The organism is Nocardia acidivorans NBRC 108247, from assembly GCF_001625085.1.
GTDB classification, from domain to species: domain Bacteria; phylum Actinomycetota; class Actinomycetes; order Mycobacteriales; family Mycobacteriaceae; genus Nocardia; species Nocardia acidivorans.
Map to the genome: position 1 here is coordinate 16,967 of NZ_BDAW01000086.1, position 25,463 is coordinate 42,429.

At 67.3% G+C, this 25,463-nt stretch carries 23 protein-coding genes; 10 read left to right on the forward strand and 13 right to left on the reverse strand.

Annotated features, from left to right (window positions below):
* Window positions 1-71: 71 nt before the first annotated feature.
* Window positions 72-743, forward strand: a complete 672-nt coding sequence (yczE, locus tag NA10_RS30200; protein WP_084515464.1) for a membrane protein YczE — start codon at window positions 72-74, stop codon at window positions 741-743.
* On the opposite strand, the gene NA10_RS30205 is transcribed toward yczE, so the two are convergent.
* From NA10_RS30205 to NA10_RS30220, 4 genes are all read right to left on the reverse strand, one after another.
* Window positions 682-2,967 (reverse strand): ATP-dependent DNA ligase, encoded by a 2,286-nt coding sequence (locus tag NA10_RS30205; RefSeq protein WP_067574020.1) that lies wholly within the window; start codon window positions 2,965-2,967, stop codon window positions 682-684. The genes yczE and NA10_RS30205 overlap by 62 nt on opposite strands.
* Window positions 2,968-3,096: 129 nt before the next feature.
* On the reverse strand, window positions 3,097-3,411 hold the full coding sequence (locus tag NA10_RS39650; protein ID WP_067574022.1) for an antitoxin: 315 nt from the start codon (window positions 3,409-3,411) through the stop codon (window positions 3,097-3,099).
* Window positions 3,412-3,450: 39 nt separating this feature from the next.
* On the reverse strand, window positions 3,451-4,572 hold the full coding sequence (locus tag NA10_RS30215) for an MBL fold metallo-hydrolase (protein WP_245678030.1): 1,122 nt from the start codon (window positions 4,570-4,572) through the stop codon (window positions 3,451-3,453).
* A gap of 41 nt (window positions 4,573-4,613) precedes the next feature.
* Window positions 4,614-5,339 (reverse strand): enoyl-CoA hydratase, encoded by a 726-nt coding sequence (locus tag NA10_RS30220; RefSeq protein WP_067574024.1) that lies wholly within the window; start codon window positions 5,337-5,339, stop codon window positions 4,614-4,616.
* A 34-nt stretch (window positions 5,340-5,373) separates the two neighbouring features.
* On the opposite strand from NA10_RS30220, the gene NA10_RS30225 reads away from it, so the two are divergent.
* Window positions 5,374-6,573: an FAD-dependent oxidoreductase gene (locus NA10_RS30225; RefSeq protein ID WP_067574055.1), complete on the forward strand. Its 1,200-nt coding sequence runs from the start codon at window positions 5,374-5,376 to the stop codon at window positions 6,571-6,573.
* Window positions 6,574-6,634: 61 nt separating this feature from the next.
* On the opposite strand, the gene NA10_RS30230 is transcribed toward NA10_RS30225, so the two are convergent.
* The 7 genes from NA10_RS30230 to NA10_RS30260 all read right to left on the reverse strand — a co-directional run bounded on the left by NA10_RS30230 (window position 6,635) and on the right by NA10_RS30260 (window position 15,418).
* A complete protein-coding gene (locus NA10_RS30230; protein WP_067574027.1) occupies window positions 6,635-7,495 on the reverse strand; it encodes an aldo/keto reductase in 861 nt (286 codons plus the stop codon).
* Window positions 7,496-7,616: 121 nt separating this feature from the next.
* Window positions 7,617-7,940: a hypothetical protein gene (locus NA10_RS30235; protein WP_157556840.1), complete on the reverse strand. Its 324-nt coding sequence runs from the start codon at window positions 7,938-7,940 to the stop codon at window positions 7,617-7,619.
* A gap of 137 nt (window positions 7,941-8,077) precedes the next feature.
* Window positions 8,078-9,625 (reverse strand): carboxyl transferase domain-containing protein, encoded by a 1,548-nt coding sequence (locus NA10_RS30240; protein ID WP_373862453.1) that lies wholly within the window; start codon window positions 9,623-9,625, stop codon window positions 8,078-8,080.
* A gap of 140 nt (window positions 9,626-9,765) precedes the next feature.
* Window positions 9,766-10,368, reverse strand: coding sequence for a GTP-binding protein (locus NA10_RS30245; RefSeq protein WP_174562575.1), 603 nt, complete (start codon window positions 10,366-10,368; stop codon window positions 9,766-9,768).
* Window positions 10,349-10,723, reverse strand: a complete 375-nt coding sequence (locus NA10_RS30250; RefSeq protein WP_067531005.1) for a DUF742 domain-containing protein — start codon at window positions 10,721-10,723, stop codon at window positions 10,349-10,351. Before NA10_RS30250 ends, NA10_RS30245 begins: the two co-directional genes overlap by 20 nt.
* 7 nt (window positions 10,724-10,730) lie before the next feature.
* Complete coding sequence (locus NA10_RS30255; RefSeq protein WP_029930951.1) at window positions 10,731-11,144, reverse strand: roadblock/LC7 domain-containing protein; 414 nt, start codon at window positions 11,142-11,144, stop codon at window positions 10,731-10,733.
* Window positions 11,141-15,418: a HAMP domain-containing sensor histidine kinase gene (locus tag NA10_RS30260; protein WP_084515465.1), complete on the reverse strand. Its 4,278-nt coding sequence runs from the start codon at window positions 15,416-15,418 to the stop codon at window positions 11,141-11,143. Before NA10_RS30260 ends, NA10_RS30255 begins: the two co-directional genes overlap by 4 nt.
* A 337-nt stretch (window positions 15,419-15,755) precedes the next feature.
* Here NA10_RS30260 and NA10_RS30265 point away from each other — a divergent pair, with 337 nt between their 5' ends.
* From NA10_RS30265 to NA10_RS30290, 6 genes are all read left to right on the forward strand, one after another.
* Complete coding sequence (locus NA10_RS30265) at window positions 15,756-17,873, forward strand: AMP-binding protein (RefSeq protein WP_084515467.1); 2,118 nt, start codon at window positions 15,756-15,758, stop codon at window positions 17,871-17,873.
* An 80-nt stretch (window positions 17,874-17,953) separates the two neighbouring features.
* Window positions 17,954-18,340, forward strand: a complete 387-nt coding sequence (locus NA10_RS30270; RefSeq protein ID WP_067574034.1) for a hemophore-related protein — start codon at window positions 17,954-17,956, stop codon at window positions 18,338-18,340.
* A gap of 162 nt (window positions 18,341-18,502) precedes the next feature.
* Entirely contained in the window at window positions 18,503-19,195 is a 693-nt protein-coding gene (locus NA10_RS30275) for a response regulator transcription factor (protein ID WP_157556841.1), read from the forward strand.
* 4 nt (window positions 19,196-19,199) lie between these two features.
* Window positions 19,200-20,570, forward strand: coding sequence for a sensor histidine kinase (locus NA10_RS30280; protein ID WP_245678032.1), 1,371 nt, complete (start codon window positions 19,200-19,202; stop codon window positions 20,568-20,570).
* A gap of 29 nt (window positions 20,571-20,599) precedes the next feature.
* Window positions 20,600-21,757: a YhgE/Pip domain-containing protein gene (locus NA10_RS30285; RefSeq protein WP_067574037.1), complete on the forward strand. Its 1,158-nt coding sequence runs from the start codon at window positions 20,600-20,602 to the stop codon at window positions 21,755-21,757.
* 153 nt (window positions 21,758-21,910) lie between these two features.
* Entirely contained in the window at window positions 21,911-22,195 is a 285-nt protein-coding gene (locus tag NA10_RS30290) for a hypothetical protein (protein WP_174562576.1), read from the forward strand.
* Between the two features lie 450 nt (window positions 22,196-22,645).
* Here the strand turns inward: NA10_RS30290 and NA10_RS30295 are convergent, their stop codons facing one another.
* The gene (locus tag NA10_RS30295; protein WP_067574039.1) at window positions 22,646-23,008 is read right to left on the reverse strand and encodes an FKBP-type peptidyl-prolyl cis-trans isomerase; all 363 of its coding nucleotides are present in this window, start codon (window positions 23,006-23,008) and stop codon (window positions 22,646-22,648) included.
* 91 nt (window positions 23,009-23,099) lie between these two features.
* Here NA10_RS30295 and NA10_RS30300 point away from each other — a divergent pair, with 91 nt between their 5' ends.
* A complete protein-coding gene (locus NA10_RS30300) occupies window positions 23,100-23,903 on the forward strand; it encodes a TrmH family RNA methyltransferase (RefSeq protein ID WP_067574041.1) in 804 nt (267 codons plus the stop codon).
* A gap of 46 nt (window positions 23,904-23,949) precedes the next feature.
* Entirely contained in the window at window positions 23,950-24,240 is a 291-nt protein-coding gene (locus NA10_RS30305; RefSeq protein ID WP_067574043.1) for a DUF2537 domain-containing protein, read from the forward strand.
* Window positions 24,241-24,243: 3 nt separating this feature from the next.
* Here NA10_RS30305 and NA10_RS30310 read toward each other — a convergent pair whose 3' ends face one another.
* Window positions 24,244-24,981, reverse strand: a complete 738-nt coding sequence (locus NA10_RS30310) for a DUF6928 family protein (RefSeq protein ID WP_067574045.1) — start codon at window positions 24,979-24,981, stop codon at window positions 24,244-24,246.
* Window positions 24,982-25,463 lie beyond the last annotated feature (482 nt).

Consider the following 25,463-nt stretch of genomic DNA (forward strand, 5'->3'; position numbering starts at 1 on the left):
CCGCCAGATAAGGGTCCAGCATCCCGTGACTGGATATGTATTCGCGGGCCAGTGGACTGGACTATTGAGCCATGTTGGTTCGCAGGCTGGTCGCCCTCTATGTCGGGTTGTGGTTGTACGGGTGGTCGATGGCGGTCATGCTGCGGGCGGCGCTCGGGTTGGATCCCTGGGATGTCTTTCACCAGGGGGTCGCCCGGAATGTGCCGTTGAGCTTCGGGACGGTGGTGGCCATTACCGGGGTCGCGGTACTGCTGGCCTGGATTCCGCTGCGGCAGAAGCCGGGGCTGGGGACGATCAGCAATGTGGTGGTCATCAGCGTCGCCGTCGACGTCGGGCTGAATGTGCTGCCGCAGCTGGACTCGTTGCCGGTGCGGATCGGGGCCATGGTGGCGGCGGTGCTGCTCAATGCGGTGGCCAGTGTGCTGTACATCGGGGCCGGAATGGGGCCGGGGCCGCGGGATGGCCTGATGACTGGACTGGTCCGGCGAACGGGGCGACCGGTCTGGATGGTGCGTACCTCGTTGGAGGTCAGCGTGTTGGCGATCGGCTGGATACTCGGGGGCAGTGTGGGGGTCGGAACCCTGGTGTACGCCTTCGGGATCGGGCCGCTCATTCACCTGCTCATCCCCTACGTCGATCGGCACCTGCCGGGATTCCAGGATGTGCACGGACCCGAAACGCTCACTCCGACGCCGGAATCCACGCCGGATGCCATAGTCGCCCGGCCTCTGTCCAGTTCATGAAGCGCACGGTGCCGGTGAGTTTCGGGGTCACCCAGGCGGCCTCCTTACGTTCCTCGGCACTGAGCTCATTGACGAACGGACTGGTCTTGCGCTCCAGGCGATTGAGCTGGGTGGACAGCTCGCTCAGCTCCCGCTCGCCGAATCCGGTGCCGACCCGGCCGAGGTAGTGCAGCTCGCCCTCGTGCCACACCCCGACCAGCAGCGAGGCGAATTGCCGGTTCTCCGAACGCCGGAAGCCGCCGATCACCACCGGCAGCGTGCGCCAATTGCGTGTCTTGATCCAGGAGTGCCCGCGCTTACCGGGCAGGTAGACCGAATCGCGGCGCTTGGCGACCACGCCCTCCATGCCCTGATCCCGACTGGCGCGCAGCGCCCGCGCACCCGGACCGTCAAGCGGCGGCGGAACCAGCAGGGACGGAACCTGTTTCGCCAGCGCCTCCAGCACCAGGCGACGATCCGCATAGCGTTTACGCAGCAGCGAGGTGCCGTCCATATGCAGGACGTCGAAGGCCACGAACACCGCCCGACCCGGATCCGAGCGCAGCAGACCGAGATTGGCGATGCCGCGGTCGTCGAAGACCACGGCCTCACCGTCCAACAGCACACGGTGGCCGGACAGTTCATCGGCGAGTACGGCCAATCCGGGGTAGCGCTGGGTGACCACATGCCCGGTGCGACTGCGCAAAACCACCGTGCCGTCATCGATCTCGGCCAGTAGCCGGAAGCCGTCCCATTTGGTTTCGAAGACCCAGTGCTCGGCGTCGAGCGTCGCGACATCGCCCTGGGTGGCCAGCATGGGGGTAATCCCATGCGGCAGCGGCACGGGCTCACGAGGAGTGGAAACCCGCTGTGCGCCAGCGCTTTCCACACCAGCACCCGCCGCCCCGGCCGGATCCTTCATCAGGTGCATGAGCCATTGGTTCCCATTGGTCTGGATCAGCGCGTAACGACCGTCCAACCGCTCACCGCGCAGGCGCACGATGACCTCGTCCGCACGCCACTTCTCGGTCTCGTACGTCCCGGAATCCCAGATGGTCATCTCCCCGGCCCCGTACTCCCCCCGGGGAATCGCGCCGTGAAAGTCCAGGTACTCCAGCGGATGATCCTCGGTGTGCACCGCCAGCCGATTCTCATGGGTATCGACCGGCGGACCCTTGGGCACCGCCCACGACACCAGCACGCCCTCGCGTTCGAGCCGCACGTCCCAGTGCAATCGCCGCGCCCGATGCTGTTGAATCACATAGCGATTCCCGGTGCTCGGCGCGGGCGCGGCGGCGGGGACCGGCTCCGGTGTGCGCTCCGCGTCCCGCTTGGATCGATAGGTCCGCAACCGATCCGGTTCGGCGGACGGTTCGGGCGCGGGTTCGTCCAGCCCGGCGAGCAGATCACCATCGCGCCGCCAGCGCTTGAGCACCTCTTCGAAGCGCAAGTGCCGCAACTTCTTCCGGTTCTCGATCTCCTCCCAGCTGCGCGGTGCGGCCACCCACGGCTCGGCGCGCCCGCGCAGCGAGTACGGCGCGATCGTGGTCTTGGCCATATTGTTCTGGCTCCAGTCCAGCAGCACCTTCCCCTCGCGCTCGGACTTGGCCATATTCGCGGTCACCAATTTCGGCCGCAGCTGTTGCAGATTGGTCGCCACCTGTTTGGCGATAGCGGACGCGCCGGTCGGCCCGATCTTCCGATCGAGCGGCACGTAGACGTGAATTCCCTTGGAACCACTGGTCACCGGGTAGGCGTCCAACCCGACCTCGCGCACCACATCGTGCAGAATCAGCGCCACCTCGGCGCACTGGGACAACCCCGCCCCCGGTCCGGGATCCAGATCGAAGACCAGCCGGGTGATCGGCCCGCGCTCGGCCCCGTCGAAACGCCATTGCGGCACATGCAATTCCAGCGCCGCCTGCTGCCCGAGCCAGGCCATACCCGCCACCGAATCGATGAGCGGATAGACAACCGGGCGGTCCGAATGTTCGACCGTGCGCCGCGCCAGCCATTTCGGCACGTGCTCGGCCAGATTCTTCTCGAAGAACGAACCCGCCTCGACACCATTGGGCCAGCGCTTACGCGTCACCGGACGCAGCGCGATATGCGGTAGCAGCGCCGGGGCGATGGCGGTGAAATAGTCGATGACCTGCCCCTTGGTGGTACCCGTTGCCGGATACAGCACCTTGTCGAGGTTGGTGAGCCCAACCTCGATACCCCCGAAATCCCGCCGGGACCCCATGACAGCAGTCTAGAGCCGGACCCCGACAATCTCCGGCACCCCGGGGGGCGCAGCCAAAAGCCAACGGGCCGTTCGGGTCACCCGGAGCGCGTGCACCGGGACCGAACGGCCCGCATCGACCGGTCGGAACTACGCGGGCGGCTGATCACCCGGCGCGGGTTCCGGAGCAGGCGCGGGCGCCGGTTCCGGAGCGGGCTCCGGTGTGGGTTCAGCGGCGGCTTCGGCCGGTGCGGGCTCGGCGGGCGCGGGCGCCGCCTCCGCCGAGGCATCGGCCGGAATGGCGTTCTTCACCGCGGCCGTACCCTTGTCGATCTGCGACGAGTACTTGCCCCCGGTCTTGTCATTGATCACACCGCCGGCCTTGTCGACCGCGTTCTCGATCTTCTCGGCGTTCTGGGCCGCCACTTCCTTGCCCTTGCCGACCAGTCCCTTGAGCGTGTCCATCAGACTCACAGTCCCTGCTCCTTCACTCTCGGTCTTCGGTCATTCGCGCACATCTTCCCACCACGTATCCCCTGATGGGAGGCCAATCGGGTCGATCCGCTGTCCAGGCTTGGGCACGGCGACCGCCGTTCCGGCCTCTCGCGCGGCCTTGACCATCCGGCGAACCGGCTCCGACCAGCCGTGGAAGGCCAGATTGAAGGTGGCCCAGTGGATGGGGACCAGAACCCCGTATCCGGGATCGCCGACACACAGATCGGCGTGTGCGCGCACCGCCTCCTCGGGATTCATGTGCACGTCCGGCCAGTGCCGGTCGTACGCGCCGATGGGAAGGAGAGTCAGATCGAACGGGCCCAGCCGTGCGCCCGCCTCCGCGAACGCCTTGGTATACCCGGTATCGCCGCCGAAGTAGACCCGGCGGGTCGGACCGGCGATGGACCAGGACGCCCACAGCGTGGTGTTGCGCACCAGCCCGCGACCGGAGAAATGCCTGGCCTCGGCGCAGGTGATGACCAGATCGGTGCCGTCGGCATGCGCCCGCTCCAGCTCGGAGAGCGAAACCGAAGAGCCCCAATCCAATTCGACGATCCGCGCGGTCGGCACATCCCAGTGCCGCAGATGCGCGCCGATGCCGATCGGCACGATGAACACCGCGTCCTGGGTCTTGACCAGGGCATCGACGGTATCGCGGTCCAGATGGTCGTAGTGGTCGTGTGAGATGAGCACCGCGTCCACCGGCGGCAGCGCCTCCAGCGGCGTCGGCACCGGATGCATCCGGGCCGGACCCACCAGCGCGGACGGGGACACCCGTTCACTCCAGACCGGATCGGTGAGCACCCGATAGCCGTCCACCTCGACCAGACAGCTGGCATGCCCGTACCAGGTGACCGCGAGATCGGCGGCCTGTTCGGGCACCACCGGCGTCTCCAGCGGGATCCGCCCCGGCGCCCTGCCCGTATTACGTTGTGTCAGAAGCTGATACAGCAATTCCAGGCCGGAACCGGTGAGCTGCGAACTCGGTTCGGTGTTGTGGAATTGCTTGTTCCGATAGGTGGTCGCCCCGGTGGCGGTCGGCGCGATCGCATTGATCGGCGCACCCATGGCATCGGGGATACCCCATGCCGCTCGCACCACCCAGGAGATTCCGAAAGCACCCGCTGCCATACCAGCCAGTCTCCGCGCCTTCGCGGCCATGCGCTCCCCGTTCATCGTCCTACGAACCTCGCGACGCGTTTCTCCAGTCGAGCCGCCCGTGCCTCCTGGGCATCGGCGCTGGCCCAGGCCGCGGCCAGCGCGGCGCTCTGCTCGGCGGTGTCCTGGCCCCGCGTGCCGTCATCATTGAAGACAAGTTTCATATGCCGCAGCGAGAGCGGCGCCAGCTCGGCGATCTGCTTGGCCCACATCTGCGCGTCCGCGAGCGTGCCGATCTTATTGGCGAAACCGAAGTTGTACGCGTCCTGCGCCGAGACCCGTTCCGCACCCAGCAGAATGGTCCGCGCCGGACCCGGCCCGATCAGCGTCGATAGTCGCCGCACCGTCCAACGATCCACGGAGATACCGAGTTTCGCCGCCGGAATGGCGATGAACGAATCCGGGGTCATCACCCGCAGATCCGAGGCGATGGCCAATTGCACACCCGCGCCCAGGGCACCGCCGTTGATGGCGGAGATGACCGGCACCGGCGCGGTCTCGATGCTGCGCAGCATGGCGAGCAACGCGCTCAGGAAACTGTCCGAATACACCCCGTCCAGATCCGCGCCCGCACTGAACAACGGGCCCTGCCCGGTCAGCACGATCACCCGAGCCGACCCCGCGGCCGCCTCGATAGCGTCGCGCAACAGCCCCACGAGTTCCTCGTTGAGCGCGTTCCGCCGTTGTGGACGCTGCAATTCGATGGTGACGACGTCCCCATCTCGGCTGACTCCGAGCATTTGTCCTTCCCCACTGTGCTGCGTACCCATGGACATGTTCACTGTAAGCGGGCGTACCGTCGGGTCCGTGACAGCAACACCCGATGTCGAGATCCTGGTGATCGGGGCGGGCCAGGCCGGATTATCGGTCGGGTACCACCTGCGCAGGCTCGGATTACGGCCCGAGCAGGACTTTCTGGTTGTCGACCACGCACCCGCGGCGGGCGGCGCGTGGCAGTTCCGCTGGCCCTCTTTGACATTGAGCACGGTGAACCGGGTGCATGACCTGCCCGGAATGTCCTTCGAGGAGACACTGCCGGACGGGTCGGAGAACGCGCAGGCCGCCACGGCGGTGCCGCACTACTTCGAGTTGTACGAGAAGCGGTTCGATCTGCGGGTGCATCGCCCGGTCTCGGTGAGTGTGGTCTGCGATCGGGCGACGGCGGCCACCTGTCCCGATGCCGAAGTGGACGGGTTGCTGCACGCGGAGGTGCGGCCGAGGGGGCTGGAATACGAGGACCCGCCGGTCGTCGAACCGGTCGTGGCGAGCGGGATTCGCACCCGGGGGCTCATCAATGCCACCGGGACCTGGGATAAACCGTTCATTCCGTTCTATCGCGGAGCGGATCGGTTCGCGGGACGGCAGCTGCACGCGCACGACTACCGGACCGCCGGCGAATTCGCGGGTAAGCACGTGGTCGTGGTCGGCGGTGGAATCACCGCAATCCAACTGCTGGACGAGATTTCGCGGGTCGCCGACACCACCTGGGTCACCCGGCGCGAACCGGTGTTCCGCAGCGCCCAATTCGGCCCCGAGGCCGGACGGGCCGCCGTGGCCATGGTGGAGGACCGGGTGCGGCGCGGCCTCCCGCCCGGATCGGTGGTCTCGGTGACAGGGCTGCCCGAAGACGACCGGGTGCGGGCCGCGCGTGCGCGCGGGGTGCTGGACCGGCATCCCATGTTCGATCACATCGAACCCGAGGGGATTCGCTGGGCCGACGGCAGCTTTCAGCGAGCCGATGTGATGCTGTGGGCCACCGGATTCCGGAGCTCGCTGGACCACCTCGCGCCGCTGCGGCTGCGCGGTCCGGGTGGCGGGATCACCATGACCGGGCAGCTCGCGACCCAGGTGGCCGCGGATCCGCGCATTCACCTGATCGGGTACGGGCCGTCGGCCAGCACCATCGGGGCGAATCGCGCGGGGCGGGCGGCGGCGGTGGAGCTCACCGAATATCTTGGGCTGCACACTAATTGACCGTTCGAGTCAGGCTATCGCCGCACGGGGTGATGGGGTGGCGGGCTTGCCGCGCGCCGGGCTACTCCGGCGCGTCGGCCTGGAACTCGTCCGGGTTCGGGCCGATGCGGGTGCCGTTGTCCAGCGCGGAGATACGCGCGATCTGGTCCTGATTCAGCTCGAAATCGAAGACCTCGAAGTTCTCGGCGATCCGGTTCGGCGTCACCGACTTCGGAATGGCCACATTGCCCAGCTGCATATGCCAGCGCAGGATCACCTGGGCGGGCGTGCGCGAGGTCTCCTCGGCCACCGCGACAATGGTCGGATCCTCGAGCTCCGCACCGCGCCCCAACGGGCTCCACGCCTCGGTGATGATCCCGTGCTCGGCATGGAAGGCCCGCAATTCGGTCTGCGCAAGATACGGATGCAGCTCGATCTGATTCACCGTCGGCGTCTCACCGGTCTCCTCGATGACCCGTTCGAGATGCGACCGAGTGAAATTCGAGACGCCGATCGAGGTGATCCGACCCTGCGCCTTGAGCGCCTGTAGCGCCCGGAAGGTGTCGACATACAAACCGGAGTCGGCAATCGGCCAGTGAATCAAATAGAGATCCAGAACATCCAGCTCCAGCCGCTTCATGCTCTCGTCGAAGGCGCGCAGGGTGGAGTCGTAGCCCTGGTTGCGATTCCACAGCTTGGTGGTGATGAAGAGTTCGTCGCGCGGCAGACCGGATTCGGCGATGGCCCGGCCCACCTCCGCCTCATTGCCGTAGATGGCCGCGGTATCGATGCTCCGGTACCCGACCTGCAGCGCGGTGGCGACGGTGTCCACCGTGCTGCCCGCCTCGACCTTGAACACGCCGAAGCCGAGCTTGGGCATCACATGGCCGTCGTTGAGGACGATCGAGGGGACTGCGCTGGTCTCGCTCCGGTAAGTCACCATTCCGACCGTAGAAGCGCCGCACCTGGGCGTCAACCACGCGCCCGCGCGTGTCAGCCCGGGAAACCGATATGTGAGCGGGCTAACTTCCAGCAGCGGGCGCGGCTCGGTGCTGGAACAGGGCTCAGTGCGGGAACAGGCAGGACGGGTCGTCGGTGAGGCTGAGCTGGCAGCGCGTGAACGAACCGCTGTTGATCAGCAACTGCTCGATCAGGTACGGCAGCGAATTGCCGCCGATCGACGAACCCGTCCCCGACGAACCCGCCGTCAGCAGGCTCAGACCCAGCCCCGGGCTCGATCCGGTATTCGCCGAAAGCGTCCCGATCGAACCGGAATCGGCCGAACCGGAATCGGCCGAACCGGTAGCCGCCGAGGCGGCCGCGGCGCCGGTGGTCAACGCCGCGGCCGCGACCGCTCCGATCATGACGAGACGAGCAGTGCGACGCATGAATACTCCACGATCAATAACTCGCGAGGCAATAGCATTACGCCGCAAGCATTTTCATATATTTCGCTTCGGTACGCTAGTTGTGGGCGGGAATTCCGGTGAGACCCCAAAGTCTGCGGCAGCAGGATCGCCGGGTGTCACTCGGGCAGACCCAGGCGGCGATAGCGCCGATGGCGGGCCGATCGCAGCGCGTCCAGCGGCTCGGCGGTGAGTTCGGCCAGCTCGGCGGCAATGGCCGCGACCATGCGCAGCGCGAAGTCCACGGGTTCGTCGGCGGCGTCCGGATATTCGGGGACGATGCTGTCCACTATGCCGTTCGACTTCAGTTCGGTGGCGCGAATACCCTGTGTGGCAGCCATTCTCGGGGCGTACAGGGTGTCACGGTAGACGATGGCGCTCGCACCCTCGGGCGGCAGCGGGGCCAGCCAGCCGTTGGCGGCGCACAGCACCCGATCGGCGGGCAGCAGGGCGAGGGCGCCGCCCCCGCTGCCCTGACCCAGCAGCACCGAGACCGTCGGGGTATCCAGGGTGACGAGATCGGCTATGCAGCGCGCGATTTCGGCCGCCAGACCCCGCTCCTCGGCCTCGCGGGAGAGCGATGCGCCGATGGTGTCGATCACCAGGACCAGCGGGACGCGCAGTTCGGCTGCCAGGTGCATGGCGCGGCGGGCCTCTCGCAACGCGGCCGGACCCATCGTCTGCTCCGGCGACTGTCCCGCGCGGTCATGACCGAACAGTACGCAGGGCTGACCGCGCAGCCGGGACAGCGCGTGCACGACGGTGCGGTCCGCTTCGCCCTGTCCGGTGCCGGACAACGGAACTCGATCCGTGGCATGGCGCAGCAACTCCCGAATGCCGGGCCGGTCGCCACGCCGGGAGATGAGCACCGACTGCCAGGCGGGTATATCGTTCCCGACCTGGAGCGCCGGGCCGCGCAGTTCGTGCCCGGCCTGGAGGATCCCCACCCCATTGTCGAAATCGCGTGCGTCACCAGACGATTCGGGCAGCGGCTGCGGATCGTCGCAGAGCACGTTCAAGGTTCGATGCGCGATCCGGCGAAACACCGACACGGGCACCACACCGTCGATTACCCCGTTGCGGTACAGATTTTCCGCGGTCTGCACCCCTTCCGGAAAGCTGCGCCCGTACAGTGCCCTGTAGACGCGCGGTCCCAGGAATCCGATCAGTGCGCCAGGTTCGGCGAATGTCATGTGCCCCAACGATCCCCACGAGGCGAAGACGCCACCCATGGTCGGATTGCGGAGATACACCAGATATGGAAACCCGGCGGACCGGTGCACCGCGATCGCACCCGCGATCTTCACCATCTGCGTGAAAGCCACTGTGCCCTCTTGCATTCGGGTGCCACCCGAGGTCGGCGAGGCGAGCAGCGGCAGGCCCAGTTCGGTCGCCCGCTCCACCGCGCACACAATGCGCTCGGCCGCCGCCACCCCGACAGACCCTGCGAGAAAAGAGAATTCACACGCGATCACGGCCACCCGCCGCCCACGCAGCAGCCCCACACCGGTCAGTACCGATTCATCGGTCCCCGACACCAGCTCGGCCGCGTCCAGCTCCGCCCGATACGCAGCGGAGGTCGCCACAGCGACCGGCGGTCGATCCCAGCTCTCGAAGGAACCGGGATCGAGCAATTCGCCGAGCAATTCGCGCGCCGAAGTCTTCACGCGCGCGAGCATAGCCGTGCCCAACTCGCGTCGCCTTCGGCGACGCGGTTCGCGGCCCCTGAAGGCCCGAATCTTCCCTCCCTACGGGCGCTCCTGCGTCGCACCCTTCGGTCGGTCCAGATCCGAGCCGGGCCGCGAACTCAGTAGCCCTGCACAACCTTGCGAAGTGCGTACTCCGTCACGGCGACCAGCGCCTGCTTCACCGGTTCCCGGCGACGAGCGTCCATCGACAGGATCGGGACATCGGCGGGCACCGCGAGGGCCTGACGAATGTCCTCCACCGGATACCGTGGGGCGTCATCGAATTCGTTGATCGCCACCAGGAAGGGTAGGTTCCGCGCCTCGAAGTAATCGACGGCGGCGAAACTGTCCTCCAGGCGGCGCGTGTCGACCAGAACCACCGCGCCGATGGCGCCGCGGATCAGGTCGTCCCACATGAACCAGAAGCGGTACTGGCCGGGCGTGCCGAACAGGTACAGCACCAGATCATCGGCCAGACTGATACGGCCGAAGTCCATGGCCACCGTGGTGGTGGCCTTCGACGGGACGCCCGTGAGGGAGTCCACGCCGACACTGGCATTGGTCACCAGAGCTTCGGTGCGCAGCGGAACAATCTCCGAGACGGCACCTACCAGGGTCGTCTTACCCACACCGAAGCCACCGGCCACCACGATCTTGGCCGACGTGGGCTTGCTGGTGCGCGTATCGACCTGTGTCGTCGAATCAAATACGCCGGAGTCCACTGAGAACCCTTTCGATCAGCTCGCGACGTTCATCGTCGCTGGAATCGTCTTTCAATGTCGCCGAAACCCGTACATGGCCGGCTTCGATCAGATCAGCGACCAGCACCCGGGCAACCCCGATGGGGATGCCCAGGCGCGCGGCGACCTCGGCGACAGACGGCGATTCTCTGCACAACTCCACGATTGACGTCTCGATGTTGGTGAGTTCGAACTGCCGCTCGAGGGCGACCGGATGCGATGCGACGAGCGCCTCCAACGCCAATTCCACCTTCGGCCGGGTACGACCGGCGGTCAGGGAATACGGGCGAACGAGGCTCGGCTCGGCGCTACCGACGCGTTCGTTGTCTATGTCCATCCCGCCATCAGGAACCCATCGTGACGCGAGGTGTGGCCTGGACTGTCTGGCCCACTCGCTCGACCAACAACGCCATTTCGTATCCAACCTGGCCGATGTCGCACGAGGTATTCGTGAGCACCGCGAGGTAGGAACCATCGCCGACGGCCATCAGGAGCAAGTAGCCGTGCTCCATCTCGACCACCGACTGCAAGACGGTGCCACCCTCGAACAGGTTCGACACACCCACCGACAGGCTCGCGAGGCCCGCGGTCACAGCCGACAGCTGCTCGGCGCGATCCACGGGCAGCTGCGCGCTCGCGGCCATCAGTAGGCCATCGGCTGAAACTAGAACCGCATGCGCAACGCCCGGAACCTCATTGGCGAAATTCGAAACCAGCCAATCCAGCTGACGCTTCGTACCACCTAGATCGGGGTTCATCGGTCTCCTTTATCTCCGGTTAGGTTCATTTCTTTCATCGCGCGGCCATCCCGGACACCTTGCTGATGCCTGCTCAAACTCGACCTGATGGATTCTGGGTCGCGATGGGCCGCCTTGTCAGCGTTTCCGTTCACACCGCCCGGCACGAGTCGGTTACCCGGATCACGTTGCGGCAGACCCACGGCGGTGCGCCGCTGCGGTTCCGCCTCGACGGCACGTTGCGCGGCCTGCCAACCCTCATCACCCGGTGACTCGAAGGACGAGGCCACATGGGATCGTTCCGCACTCGGATCGGACAGCCACGCCGACATCATCTCAGCGAAGATGGGCGTACCCGTCGACGGCTCGGACTCACCGGCGGGTTGCAACCGAGTCTGGAAGAACGAGGCCGCCTTCTGCGGATTGGGACGGAAGCTGTGCCGGCCGCGGTCCTTCGGATCACCCGAATCACCCTGCGGCAGACCAAGACCCGGCAACGGGGCCGGACGCTGCGGCAGACCCGCACCCGGATCACGCTGCGGCAGACCGTTGGGGCCACGCTGCGGCAGACCGGGGGCGCCCGCATCGTGCTGCGGCAAACCACCGTCACGCTGCGGCAGACCGGGGGCCGAATCCCGTTGCGGGAGACCACCGGGGCCCCGCTGCGGGAGACCACCGAACGCGGCCCCCGGCTGCGGTGCGCCATTGCCACCGGGCGCACGACGCGGCAGGCCACCGGACTGATCGGCACCACCGCGCTGCGGCAGACCATTGCCGCCACCGCGCTGCGGCAGACCGTGCGAACCCGGCTCACGAGTCGGCAGACCACCGGCGGCGGAATCCCGCTGCGGCAGACCCGAATCGCGCTGCGGCAGGCCGTGCCGGCCGGTGTCTCGCTGCGGCAGACCGGTCGACGCCGAATCCGGGCCACCGCGCTGCCGCGGCAGACCACCCGACTGATCCCGCTGCGGCAGGCCACCTCCCAGCGCTTGACCACCCACGGCCGGATCCCGCTGCGGCAAACCGCCGAGAAGAGGATCCGCGCCGCCCACCCGCGGTTGCGGACGGTTCGTGGCACCCGAATCACGCTGCGGGAGACCGTTCGAGCCCGCATCCGCCGCGCCACCCGGCGCGCGCTGGGGCAAGCCACCGCCGGCCGGATCACGCTGTGTCAGACCACCCGAGAGCGGATCGGCGCCCGGACGCTGCGGCGGCCGGTTCGCGGGACCGGAATCCCGCTGCGCCGCTCCGCCTCCCAGCGCCTGACCACCCGAGGCGCTCTCACGCTGCGGGAGACCACCGAGGGCGGCGTCGTGCTGCGGACGGTTGGTCGGACCCGAATCCCGCTGCGGCAGTCCTCCCGCGGCCTCGCCGCGCTGCGGCAAACCATCACGCGACGGCGCGCCATTGGCACCCGGCTCACGAGTGGGCAGACCGCCCGGAGCCGAACGCTGCGGCGGCAGACCGACGCTGGGCTCACGACCCGGAGCGCCATTGGCGCCGGGCTGACGGGTGGGCAGGCCACCCGACGCCGAACCCTTGGCCGGATCCCGCTGCGGCAAACCACCGGAGGCGGAGCCGTTGGCAGCGTCCTGGCCACCGCGCTGCGGCAGACCGGTCGACGGATCACGCGGAGCCAGCCCGTCCGCTGGGCCTGCTCCCCGCCCCTGCTGCGGCGGAACCGGACCGCGCTGCGCCAGCCCGGAATCGCCCGGACCACCTGCAAGCCCGCCGGGTCCACCGAGCCCGGACTTGCCGGGACCACCCGGACCACCGTTACCCAGACCACCCGGTGCGCCCAGACCACCCGGTGCGCCGGGACCACCCGGTGCGCCGGGACCACCCGGACGCTGGGGCAGCCCGCCCGGTGCACCCGGACCGCCTTGGCGGCGAAGCATATTGGCGGCGAGACCGCCGCCCGGCCGCGCCGGACCCTCGCCCGGCTGACGCTGCGGAAGATTCGCGCCCGGCTGCGCACCCGGCCCCAGGGGGCTGTTCGCACCGGGTTCGCGCTGGGGTAGGCCACCGGGTCTGTCCACCGACGGCGTGGCCACGGTGTGCTTGACGGTCGGACCGTTCACACCCGGCTGGCGCTGCGGCAGACCGCCACCGAGCCCACCACCATTGAGTCCGCCACCGCTGCCGGGCAGTCCCGGAACGGCGGTACCGGGCTGGCGCTGCGGCAGACCGGTCGAGGCAACGGCGGCGGCCGGAGCGGGCGCGCCGGGCGCTCCCGCCGGAATCGGCCCGCTCACACCGGGATCCACCGTGACCATGACATTGCCGGTCGCGGTGCGGGTGACCGCGCGCATCTGCATGGAAGACGGCGCACCGGCCTGATTGCCCGCGCCCTGCTGCTGGGCCGGACCCGGCTGCTGCGGATTGCCCTGCGGCGGCACCGAAATGGCCCCGCCCGCCGCCACGATGAGCGGCTTGGGCACATGCACCGTCACGGTGACGCCGGGATCGCGAGCGGTATCGAAGGTCGGGCGCAGTCGCACGCTGAGGCCGTGGCGCTCGGCCAGGCGGCCCACCACGAACAGACCCATATGACGCGCGGTATCCGGGCCGACCTCGGCCGTGGACTCCAAACGCCGGTTGATCTCGGCCATTTCGGCCGGGGGCATACCGATACCGCGGTCCGCGACCTCGATGAGCAGACCCTGATCGTGCGCCTGCGCGAAGGTGAACTTCACATCCGTTTCCGGCGGCGAGGCGCGCAGGGCGTTGTCGAGCAGCTCGGCGAACAGATGCGCCATATCGGACGCGGCCGGTTCGGTGAGCGAACCGCGCGGTGTCGCACCGAGCTTGACGCGCTCGTAGTCCTCGACCTCGGAGATGGCGGCGCGCAGCACATCGGCGATCTCGACCGGAGCCGATTTGGTGCGACGCTGTTTGGTACCGGCCAGAATCAGCAGGTTGTCGCCGTTACGGCGCATACGCGCGGCGAGATGGTCCAGGCGGAAGAGGTTTTCGAGCAGGCGCGGGTCCTTCTCGTCGTACTCCATCGCCTCGATGAGCGAGAGCTGATGATCGACAAGCGACTTCGAGCGCCGCGCCAGGGTCTCGAACATATCGTTGACCTGGGTACGCATGGCGGCCTGGTCGGCGGCCAGGCGCAGCGCCTGCCCGTGGATATCGTCGACGGCGCGAGCCAGCTGGCCGATTTCCTCATCGGTGTGCACCGGCATCGGCTCGAGCGGCACGTCTTCCGGATCGGCGCCCTCGCGCAGTTGCGAGACCTCCTGCGCCAGGTCGTATTCGGCGACTCGGAGCGCGGCCAGGCGCAGTCGGCGCAGCGGGACGATCATCGCGCGCGCGATCAGCACGGCCAGCGCGAGCGCGCCGAGGATGGTGGCGATGACGATCACCGAGTAGCGGATGGCATCGGTGCGCGCGGTGCTCGCCAGCGTATCCACCCGGGACACAATGTCCTTGGTGGAGTTGTTCACGATCGTTTGGTACAGGTTGATGCTCTGCTCGAGCGAGTCCTTCAGCTCCGCGATCGGCAGGGAACCCGCACTCGCCTGCGCACCGGTGGTGAGCTGCAGACGGGTGTCGACCAGTCGGTTCAGATCCGCGATGCTGGCATCGCCGTCGGCGAAGCGGTGGCCGAGCACGGCGAGCATCTGCCGCTCGGTATTGGCGCTGACGGTGAAGTCACGCATGCCGTCCTTGGCATTGCCGCGTAGCGCCTCGGCGATACCGGCGATCTCACCGACCATGATGGCGCGGGTATTGAGCGAATCGACCAGGCGCAGTTTGGACTGGTCGACATTCTTGTCGGCGACCGAGGCGACAATGCTCTCCACGGTCCGGACGCTGTTACCGCGGATCTTCTCGGTGGCATTGGTGGCGTCGGCGACGGTTTTGGTCGGGTTCAGGCCATTGGCGCGAATGGCCTTGGCGCCCACGATCATCTCGTCCAGCGCGGCCCGCGCGGTCGGAATATCACTCAGCCGCGGTGCGGCCTTCTCGGCGAACTGAATCGCGGTGTCCAACTTGGCGAGCTCGGGATCCGAGGTCATGGACTGCGTCGGAGAGATCATGATGGCCTGGCCGGAAGCGACCTGACCGGCGGCGGCGCTCAGACCCGTGATCGCCGGAATGACCCCGACGTGATCGACGGCGGTCGACTGCCGGCTCGCATCCGCGAACTCGGCCGAGATCCTGGAGGCGCCGAGCACGACAGCGACCAAAAGCGGGACGGCGAGGACCGCCGTCACCTTCCATCGCAGGTCCCAGTTGCTCAGCGCCCAGCGCTTATTGCTGCCGGACCTTGCGGGGTCACGCATCTCCCACTCACTTTCCAAACTGGCCCAAGCCACGCGCCATCGGCGAGCCTCCGCGATCGCACGCTGGGCTCGACAGACGGAACTGGCCGAGAACTGCGGCTGGCCGAGAAATTGCGTCCATGACGGCCGAAATATGTGACATGCGATTCTAACGGATCAATAACTTCTTGTGTGACCTCTTGGCAACCACCGGTCTCTGACCAGCCGTTTGCAGGCAAAATCAAAGGTCGCGGCGTCCGCCCGGACGTCGCGTGAAGTCTGCCACAATCAGGCTGATCTATCGAGGCGGGCATCCATGCCCTTCACATGCGCGCTGCGGAGCTAGGGAGTCACCGGGTTGAACGCGAAGCAGGAGTACCGACCGGCGTATCAATTGAGCCTGGTCGACCCCTCGGACTTCTGGCGCACCGCGGCCGAATCCATCAGCTGGGATGTGCCGCCCACCCAGATTCTCGACTCGAATGCGCGCCCGACGGCCCGCTGGTTTCCGGATGCTCGCCTCAACACCTCCTACAATGCTCTCGATCGGCATGTGCGCGAGATCACACCCTCGGAGGGCACTTCCGGCGGTCAAGAGGGGGGTCGCGCTGATCAGCCCGCCCTAATATACGACTCCGCTATGACGGGCACCAGGCGTGTTTACACATACGCGCAACTCCTGGAGGAAGTCGCCCGATTTGCCGGATCCATGGTGCGACTCGGTGTGCGCACCGGTGACCGAGTCGTCATATATATGCCGATGATTCCCGAGGCCGTCATCGCAATGCTCGCCTGCGCCCGGATCGGCGCGGTGCATTCGGTGGTCTTCGGCGGCTTCGCCGCCCACGAATTGGCCGCCCGCATCGACGATGCCGAACCTGTGCTGATCATCACAGCCTCCGGCGGGCTCGAGCCCGGCCGGCGCATCGAATATCCGCCGATCGTGTTGCAGGCCCTGGATATCGCGGAAACCACCGCGCCCCGCAATGTGCTGGTCAAACAGCGTGACGGCTTTCCCGAACTGCGTTTTCCGGCCGTACAGGCCGCCACCGAACATCTGCCGGACTCCTCGCAGACGGTGGCCGCGCACTGGCTGGACTGGGATGACGCCGTGCGCGATGCCGAACCGGCCGCACCGGTTTCGCTCGCCGCGACCGATCCGCTCTACATCCTCTACACCTCCGGGACCACCGGAAAGCCCAAGGGCGTGGTGCGCGACAACGGCGGGCACGCGGTCTCACTGGCCTGGTCCATGCGCAATATCTACGACGTCGATGCCGGACAGGTCATGCTCACCACCTCCGATATCGGCTGGGTGGTCGGGCACTCCTACATCGTCTACGCGCCGTTGCTGGTCGGCGCGACCACGATTCTCTACGAGGGCAAGCCCATCGGAACCCCCGACGCGGGCACCTTCTGGCGGCTCATCGACGAATACAACGTGCATGTGATGTTCACCGCGCCCACGGCGCTGCGGGCCATCCGCCGCGCCGATCCCGAGGCCGCACTGGCGAAACAGCACGATCTGTCCTCGCTGCGCGCGCTCTTCTGCGCGGGTGAGCGGCTGGATCCGGCCACCTACGAATGGTCGGTGGACACACTGCTGGCGGATCGCCCCGACTGCCCGGTGGTCGACCACTGGTGGCAGACCGAGACCGGCTGGCCGATCTGCGCCAATCCGCTCGGATTGCAACAGCTTCCGATCAAGGCGGGCTCGGCCTCGGTGCCGGTACCCGGCTATCGGCTGCGAGTGCTGGACTCCGAAGGCAATGCGGTGCCGCCGAATACCGAGGGCAATATCGTCATCGGGCTGCCGCTGCCCCCGGGCACGCTGACCACGCTGTGGCGCGATGACGCGCGCTTCGAGCGCTCCTATCTCTCCGCGTATCCCGGGCACTATCTGACCGGCGACTCCGGATTCTTCGACGAGGACGGCTATCTGTTCGTCCTGGGTCGCAGCGACGATGTGATCAATATGGCCGGGCATCGCCTGTCCGCGGGCGGGATCGAGGCCGCCATCGCCGGACATCCGCTGGTCGCCGAGACCGCGGTGGTCGGGGTGCCCGATGAGCTCAAGGGCCAGCGGCCCATCGGATACGTGGTGCTCAAGGCCGGGGTCGATATCGATGCCGAACAGCTGCGCGCGCAGATCATCGAGCGGGTGCGCGAGCGCGTGGGCGCCATCGCCACCCTCTACGACGTGGTGGCCGTGACCGCCCTGCCCAAGACCCGGTCCGGCAAGATCCTGCGCCGCACCATGCGCCAGATCGCGGCGGGCGAGAACTACGAGGTGCCGCCCACCATCGAGGATGTCGCCATGCTGCCCACCCTGGAGAAGCAGATCCGCGATGCGGTGACCCTCATGGAGGACAAGGAGAGCATCGCCGCCGCCGATGCCGCCGCCACCACCCCCTTCCGGCGGATCGACCCCAATACGCCGACCGCCCCCGCCGGAGATGCCGCACCCACGAGTTGACCGGGGCGAATACCGCACCCTCAAGGTTTTCTCAGAGATCGTTCACATGACTCCCATGCCCATGGCCTAGCGTCCGTGGAATGAGTCTCGTCCGTAATCCCCGGTTCGCCGCAGCCCTCGGCGCCGGTGCCCTCGCCACGGTGGCGATCGCACTGGCGCCGGCCACCGCCTCAGCGAGCCCGCTGGATCTGGCCGCACCCCTACTCAATTCGACGTGCAGCTTCGCCCAGGTCGACGCCGCCCTGCACGACAAGGCCCCGGCCCTGGCCTCGCTGCTGGACCAGAACCCCACGCAGAAGGCCGAACTCGAGGCCAAGTTCAACCAGTCCCCCGCCCAGCGCCAGGCCGAATTCGACGCCTACCTCCGGGACAACCCGGACGCCGCCGCCAATGCCGCGAACGACCCGCGCGCCGGTGGTATCGCCGCCACCATCCAGACCGTCGCCGACACCTGCCACAACTACTGACGATCGCCGGACATACTGAGGGTGCGCGTCCCCCGGTTCGCGGCCGTCTCGGTTCTGGACTGAGCGGAGCGGGGGAGCGTAGCGGAGGAGCGGAGGGAGGGAAGAATCGAGACTCCCGGGCCGCGAACCCGCCCGGAGCGCAGCGGAGGCAAATTGGACACAGTGATCCCGACTGTCCTGGTCGTCGACGACGATGAGGACGTGCTCGTCTCGGTCGAACGCGGGCTCCGGCTCTCCGGCTTCCGGGTCGTCATCGCCCGGGACGGGGCGCAGGCGCTGCGCGCGGTGAACGAGACCGCGCCCGATGCCGTGGTGCTCGATATGAATATGCCCATCCTGGACGGCGCCGGTGTGGTCACCGCGCTGCGGGCCATGGGCAATGAGGTGCCCATCTGCGTGCTGTCCGCGCGCAACTCCGTCGACGATCGCATTGCCGGACTCGAATCCGGGGCCGACGACTATCTGGTGAAGCCGTTCGTGCTGGCCGAACTCGTGGCGCGGATCAAGGCGCTGCTGCGGCGGCGCAGCGATGTCCCCGCCCCCTCGGTGCCGGGCGCGATCACGGTGGGGCCCTTGGAAGTCGATGTCGCCGGATATCGCGCACTGCTGCACGGCGAGGAAATCGAGCTCACCAAAAGGGAATTCGAACTGCTCTCCACCCTGGCCCGCAGTGCCGGAGTGGTGTTGAGCCGGGAGCGACTGCTGGAGTTGGTGTGGGGCTACGACTTCGCCGCCGATACCAATGTCGTCGATGTCTTCGTCGGTTATCTGCGGCGCAAGATGGAGATCGACGGCACGCCCCGACTGCTGCACACCATTCGCGGCGTCGGCTTCGTCCTGCGCGCACCGAAATGACGCCGTGAATCGCCGACCCCGCCGCCGCTCGTACTCACTGCGAGCGCGAGTCGCGGGCGCCGCGGCGCTCGGCGCGACAATCATTGTGGCAGCGCTGAGTTGGTTCACCGTCTACGCCATCGAGCGCAATAATCTCGCGCAGGCCGATCAGCAGTTGGCCGTCACCTCGCGGGTGGTGCTCATCGAACCGGTGCTCGCGGTGACCGTGCTCGGGGTGCTCGGTCCCACCAACGATATGGCGCTCACCGTGCGCAATGCGGACGGATCGCTGGCCAGCACCTCGGTGCAACTGCCGGCTCTGCCGGTCGGCAATCACACCGTGACGGTGGCCGGCCATACCTATCGGGTGCTCACCACCACTCAGAATCAGCCGTCGGGACGCGTTGTCTCCCTGGGCATTCCGACCACCGAGAACGAGAAGACCACGGCGGCTCAGCGCCGCTGGGTGCTGTGGGCGGCGCTGATCGCCGTCGCCGCGGCCGCCGGACTCGGCTGGCTCTTCGGCGGGCGCGCGGTCCGGCCCATCGAGAATCTGACCCGGCAGCTGGACCGGCACGGCGAACCCGGCGGACCGCTGCCGGTCGACGGGCACGGCGTGCGCGAATCCGAACAGCTCGCCGACGCGGTCAACACCATGCTGGAGCGCATCGACCGGGCGCAGGCCGAGACCGCCGCCGCACTGGAGACCGCACGCGATTTCGCCGCCGTCTCCGCCCATGAACTGCGCACCCCTCTCACCGCCATGCGCACCGATCTGGAAGTGCTGCGCACCCTGGACCTGGACGAGGCACAGCGCGCGGAGATCCTGACCGATCTGCACCGCGGGCAGAATCGAGTGGAGTCCACGCTGGCCGCGCTGGAGCGACTCGCGGCGGGCGATCTCACCAATGCCCGCGATCATGTGGAAACCGATGTGGCCGAATTGGTCGATGCCGCGGCGCATGACGCCAATCGGCATTTCCCGAATCTCACCGTGCGCATCGACACCGATGCCGAACTCGTCACCCGCGGGCTGCCGACCGGTATGCGACTGGCCATCGACAATGCCCTCGCCAATTCCGCGCGGCACGGTGGCGCGACCGAGGCGCTGGTCTCCGCGCATCGAGATCCCTACGGGCACATAGTCATTTCGGTCGACGACAATGGGCACGGCATTCCCGCCGCCGAACGGGCCGCGGTATTCGAACGTTTCGCGCGCGGCAGTCAGGCCGCCAAGGGCGGCTCCGGACTCGGCCTGGCATTGGTGGCGCAGCAGGCCCAATTGCACGGTGGGCGAGCCTATTTCGACGACGGCCTGCTCGGCGGGGTACGACTGGTGCTGGAATTGCCGGATAATCCGGTCTTTACCGAACTCTCAGACAAACGCCAGAGCTGACCGCAATTGATACCACTACGGTCTGAACAGTGTTGGGAAAACGTCGCGTCCTGGTCCTGTTCGCCGTGCTGCTGACCGCCGCGATCGCGGCCGGCGTCGTCGCCTACCTGCGCAGCTCACCCGCGCCGACCGGGGTGGCGCTGATCAACGGGGATACCGGGCCGACCGGCGCGAAAATCGTCCGGGCATTGCAGGACAGCGGAACTCGCGACTGGAATGTGGTCGACTCGGCCGATACCGACGAATACGCGGTGATCATCACCCTGCCCACCGACCTCTCGGCCGATATCGCCTCGCTCGGTACCGATAAACCGAAGAAGGCGCAGGTCACCGTGACCGCCAATGATCGCGCCGACGCCGATACGGTCAATGGCGCGGTCAACGAGGTCACCAAGCGGATCAGCGCCTCCGGTATGGACACGCTCTTCGCCTCGATGAACAACGCGCGCGGGCAGATGCAGCAGGTCGCATTCACCAGCACGCTGCTGAACGCGGGCGTGCAGGCCGCCGCCGACGCCTCCCAGCAGTTCGGTTCCGGGGCCGATGAGATGCTGGCCTTCCTCGATCAGGCCAAAGTCGGTGCGGGACAGATCACTTCGGCCATCACCGAGCTGAACAGCACGGTCTCGGCCGCCACCACCCAGGCCAATGACCTTGCCACCGCGCTGGATTCGACCGGGGTCACCGTCGGGCAGGTCTCGCAGGCCGCGAATCAGCTGAGCACCGGCATCAATGCCATCGTGCCGCTGCTGCAGGGGCTGCCGTTCGCCGGTGACCCGCGGTTGGCGAGCATCATCAGCCAGTTGCAGGGGTTGCAGACCGTCGCGAACCAGGCCGGGACCCAGCTCAACGGGGTGGGCGAATTGGTCGGCACCACCGTCACCCCGGAGACCCAGCTCGGTCAGCTGCTGCGGTCGGGTGCGACCCGCCTGGGTGACGCGAGTGCGCAGTTGAATCAGGGCGGGCAGTTGGCCGCGAGCATTCCGGCGCTGGCCGATCAGGGCAAGACCCAGCTGCTGGGCGCTTTGAACGCGCTCAGCTCCGGGGTGACGCAGCTGCAGAGCGTCACCACCACGCTGGGCAATCAGGCCACCGCGGCGCTGAACGCGCTGCCGCAGCGCGGGGTGCCGCAGCAGTCGGCCATCGCGTCGGCGCTCTCGGATCCGGTGGACATCGTGCGCAAGTAAAGGTTGGCAAACAATTGGCAACCATTCGGCGGTTTGCCAGGCTACGATGATGACCGAATTGTTCTAATCGATCTGTTTTGACGCTCCCGCATGACCCGCGCCACGGCTCCAACCTTTCAGCGCCCCGGTACCGGAGAGGAAACGATCGTGAGCATGCTGCTGGCCGCGCACGACATGTACGGCACAGTCCTGGCCCAGATGGGCAATCCCACGGCCGAAACCCCACCCATGGCCGACAAGATGATGAAGATGTTCCGCTACTTCACCTGGTTCACCCAGATGTCCGGTATTGCCGCCATCACCTACGGCGGCGGCAAATTCGCCTGGGAGAAGTGGGGCGGCGGAGCGGGCTCACCCAAGATGGTCGCCAACGCCATGCTCGGCGGCGCCACCGCCACCAGCGCCGGCACCATCATGAACAGCATCGTCGGCTCCTAGCGCCGCACCGAACTCCTCGAAGCAGCTCTGCCCGGCAGGTGCCCGCCTTACTTCCGCGGGGCGGGCACGGCCGCACCCCACACATTCCCGGTAACCACGAAAAACAATGCGCCCGCCTCACTTACGTGCGGCGGGCGCACCCGTCCCCACCCCCGCCACCACAACGCCCGCACATCTTGGGCCAACTGCACAACCCCCGCCGAGGTGATCCTGTCCCCACCCCCGGCCACCACAACACCCGCACATCTCTACGAAGCGGGCGCAGCCATCCCCATCCCTTTCACCACTGCACCCACACATCACTACGAAACGGGCGCAGCCACCCCCAACCCTTTCACCACTGCACCCACACATCACTACGAAACGGGCGCAGCCACCCCATCCCTTTCACCACTGCGCCCGCCTCACGAATGTGAGGCGGGCGCGAGAGTTCGGAGAGGTGCATGAGCCTCAGCTCAGCACGTCCAGCAGGTCGATGACGAAGACCAGGGTCTTGCCCGAGAGGTGGTGGCCCGCGCCGACCGGACCGTAGGCCAGTTCCGGGGGGATGGTGAGCTGGCGGCGGCCGCCGACCTTCATACCCGGGATGCCGTCCTGCCAGCCCTGGATCAGACCGCGCAGCGGGAAGGTGATGGACTGGCCACGATTCCAGGAGGAGTCGAACTCTTCACCACTGTCGAACTCGACGCCCACATAGTGCACGTCGACGGTATCGCCCGGCTTGGCCTCGGCGCCGTCGCCCACGACGAGGTCCTTGATGACCAGCGTGGCGGGCGCGGGCCCGTCCTGGAATTCGATTAGCGGCTTGCTCATGGGCAGTCCTCTTCGATAGGGGATCGGATCGTCAATCACCTTATGCGGTGCCCGCCATCGACCATGAACGACGTCGCGCGAGAATGGCTCGGTGGCCGAAGTGATCGATATCGACGACCCCGCCGACCCGCGCGTCGACGATTTCCGCGACCTCAGCAATGCCGACCGGCGACCGGATCTGCCCGGCGGAAAGGGATTGGTGATCGCCGAGGGCACGGTTGTCGTCGAGCGCATGCTGACCTCGCGATTCACCCCTTCGGCGCTATTGGGTGTGGCACGTAAATACGAGGTGCTGGCCGAACAGCTTTCGGGTGTGGCGGCGCCCTACTACCGCGCCACCGCCGAGGTGATGGCGGAGATCGTCGGATTCCATCTGAACCGGGGCGTGCTGGCCGCGGCGCGGCGACCTCCCGAGCTCACCGCCGACGAGGTGCTGGCGCGGGCGCGCACGGTGGCCGTACTCGAGGGCGTGAACGATCACGAGAACATCGGCTCGATCTTCCGCAATGCCGCCGGGCTCGGCGCGGATGCGGTGCTGTTCGGCGATCGCTGCTCGGATCCGCTGTACCGGCGTTCGGTGCGGGTCTCCATGGGACATGTGCTGCGCATCCCCTTCGCCGCGCTGCCGGATCTGCCCGCCGGTCTGAATACCCTGCGCGGCAAAGGCTTCCAGATCATCGCGCTCACCCCCGACCCCGCCGCGGCCACCCTCGCGCACGCCATGACCGGCGAGCGGGTCGCCCTGCTGCTCGGCGCGGAGGGGCCCGGTCTGACCGAGGAAACCATGCGCGCCAGCGATATTCGCGCCCGCATCCCCATGACACCGGGCACCGATTCGCTTAATGTGGCCACCGCCGCCGCCATGGCCTTCTACGAGAGAGTGCGTGCCCAGTGAATCCAGGCCCCGTCCATTCACGCTCCGCCGATTCGGTGCGGGCGCGGTGAGCTATCCACCCGACGGCCCGTACGGCTACGGATACTCCGAACCGACGCCGTGGGCGAGCGGTATCGCCGTCATCGCGTTCGTGGCACTGCTGAGCGGAGCCGGGGTCTACGCCTTCGGTGAGGCGCTGGCGCGCATTCATCCGCTGCTGTCGGTGGCGGTGAATCTCATTGCCGTGGGCGGTGTCGCGCCGACCGCGTGGCGCTGGCGTTTCCAGCCGGTGACGCGGTGGGTGCTGGCCGGGCTGGGCGTGGGTGTCCTGTTCGGCTGGATCGCCCTGCTGGCCTGAAACTCAGGAGACCCGGTCCCGGCCGCGCAGCCAGCCGAATAATCCGCGCCTGCCATTGCGTTCGGCGGTCACCGCCGGGGCGGGCGCGTCGAGCGCGGGGGCCTGTCCCTTGGTAAACAGCGAGAATCCGCACACCTCGATGTGATCCGGGGTGAGCGCGTCCTCGGAGAATTTTCCGCGATACCGGAAGCCGAGCCATTCCTGATTGGCGGCATCGGCGAAATCCGGCGGGTCGAAAGGCAATAACTGCGGGTCGGCCATTTCACCCGGCTCCAATTCGATCGGGTGCTCCCCCGCCCAATACGGCCGCTCCCACACCCGGGGCATGCCCTCGTCCTCGAGAATATTGACCCGGCTGGCGCTGAATGATCTGCGGAATTCCCCGCGCTCCCATTCGGCGAACGCGCCCCAGCCCAGGGAGAGATCGTAGGAGACCAGGTACGTGTGCTCGGAGGCGAGCGGACGGACCAGCAGCTCGGGCAGTTTGGTGGGCCGCGGCAGCGCGGCCTGGGTGGAGCAGACGACGGTGACACCGGGATAGCAGCCGATATAGATGGATTCGGGGCCCGGCCCGGCCCACACCTTCATGGTGCCGGAGGCGGCGGGCACCACATCGCGGTCGGGATGCAGCTGTCTGGCCAGCGCCCAGGCGGCTTCCGGATCCGGTCCCGGGTGCGCTCGCAGCACCCCGACCGGATCGGAGGCGTCGACGTACCAGAGGGACGAGACTGTGGATGGCACTTCGCACCTCCCGAATTTCCAGCGCCCCAAGGTTGGCAAATCTTGAGCAACATTAAACGGTGGTGGGATTACGCAGGCGCGGGTAACCCCGGCAATCACCGCCACCACTACAAAATCTACCCGCACCGCGGCCGAAATGTCGCTGTTGCGCGAGCCTCCCCCGGCGCGGCGAACTCGCCGCCGCCTGGGAACCTTCGGACAATCCAGGCATTGGGCATATCCTGCGGCGGACATCGGCCGCCATCGGCACCTATCGGGCAACCCACACCGGTAATGAGCGCTATCGGCAATCCCGCCGCAAACAATTCAGCGCTCTAGCAACCTTTCAGCATCAAGAATGCTTATGGAAGATCAGTGACCCGAGCTGCGCACGCCTAGGAGAACGTCTTCCCAGGACGGCATAGGGGCCTTACCGCCGCGCTTGGCCCGGGCGGGCTTCTGCGCGGGCTTCGCCGCCGGAGCAGCGGGCGCGGGGGCAGCCG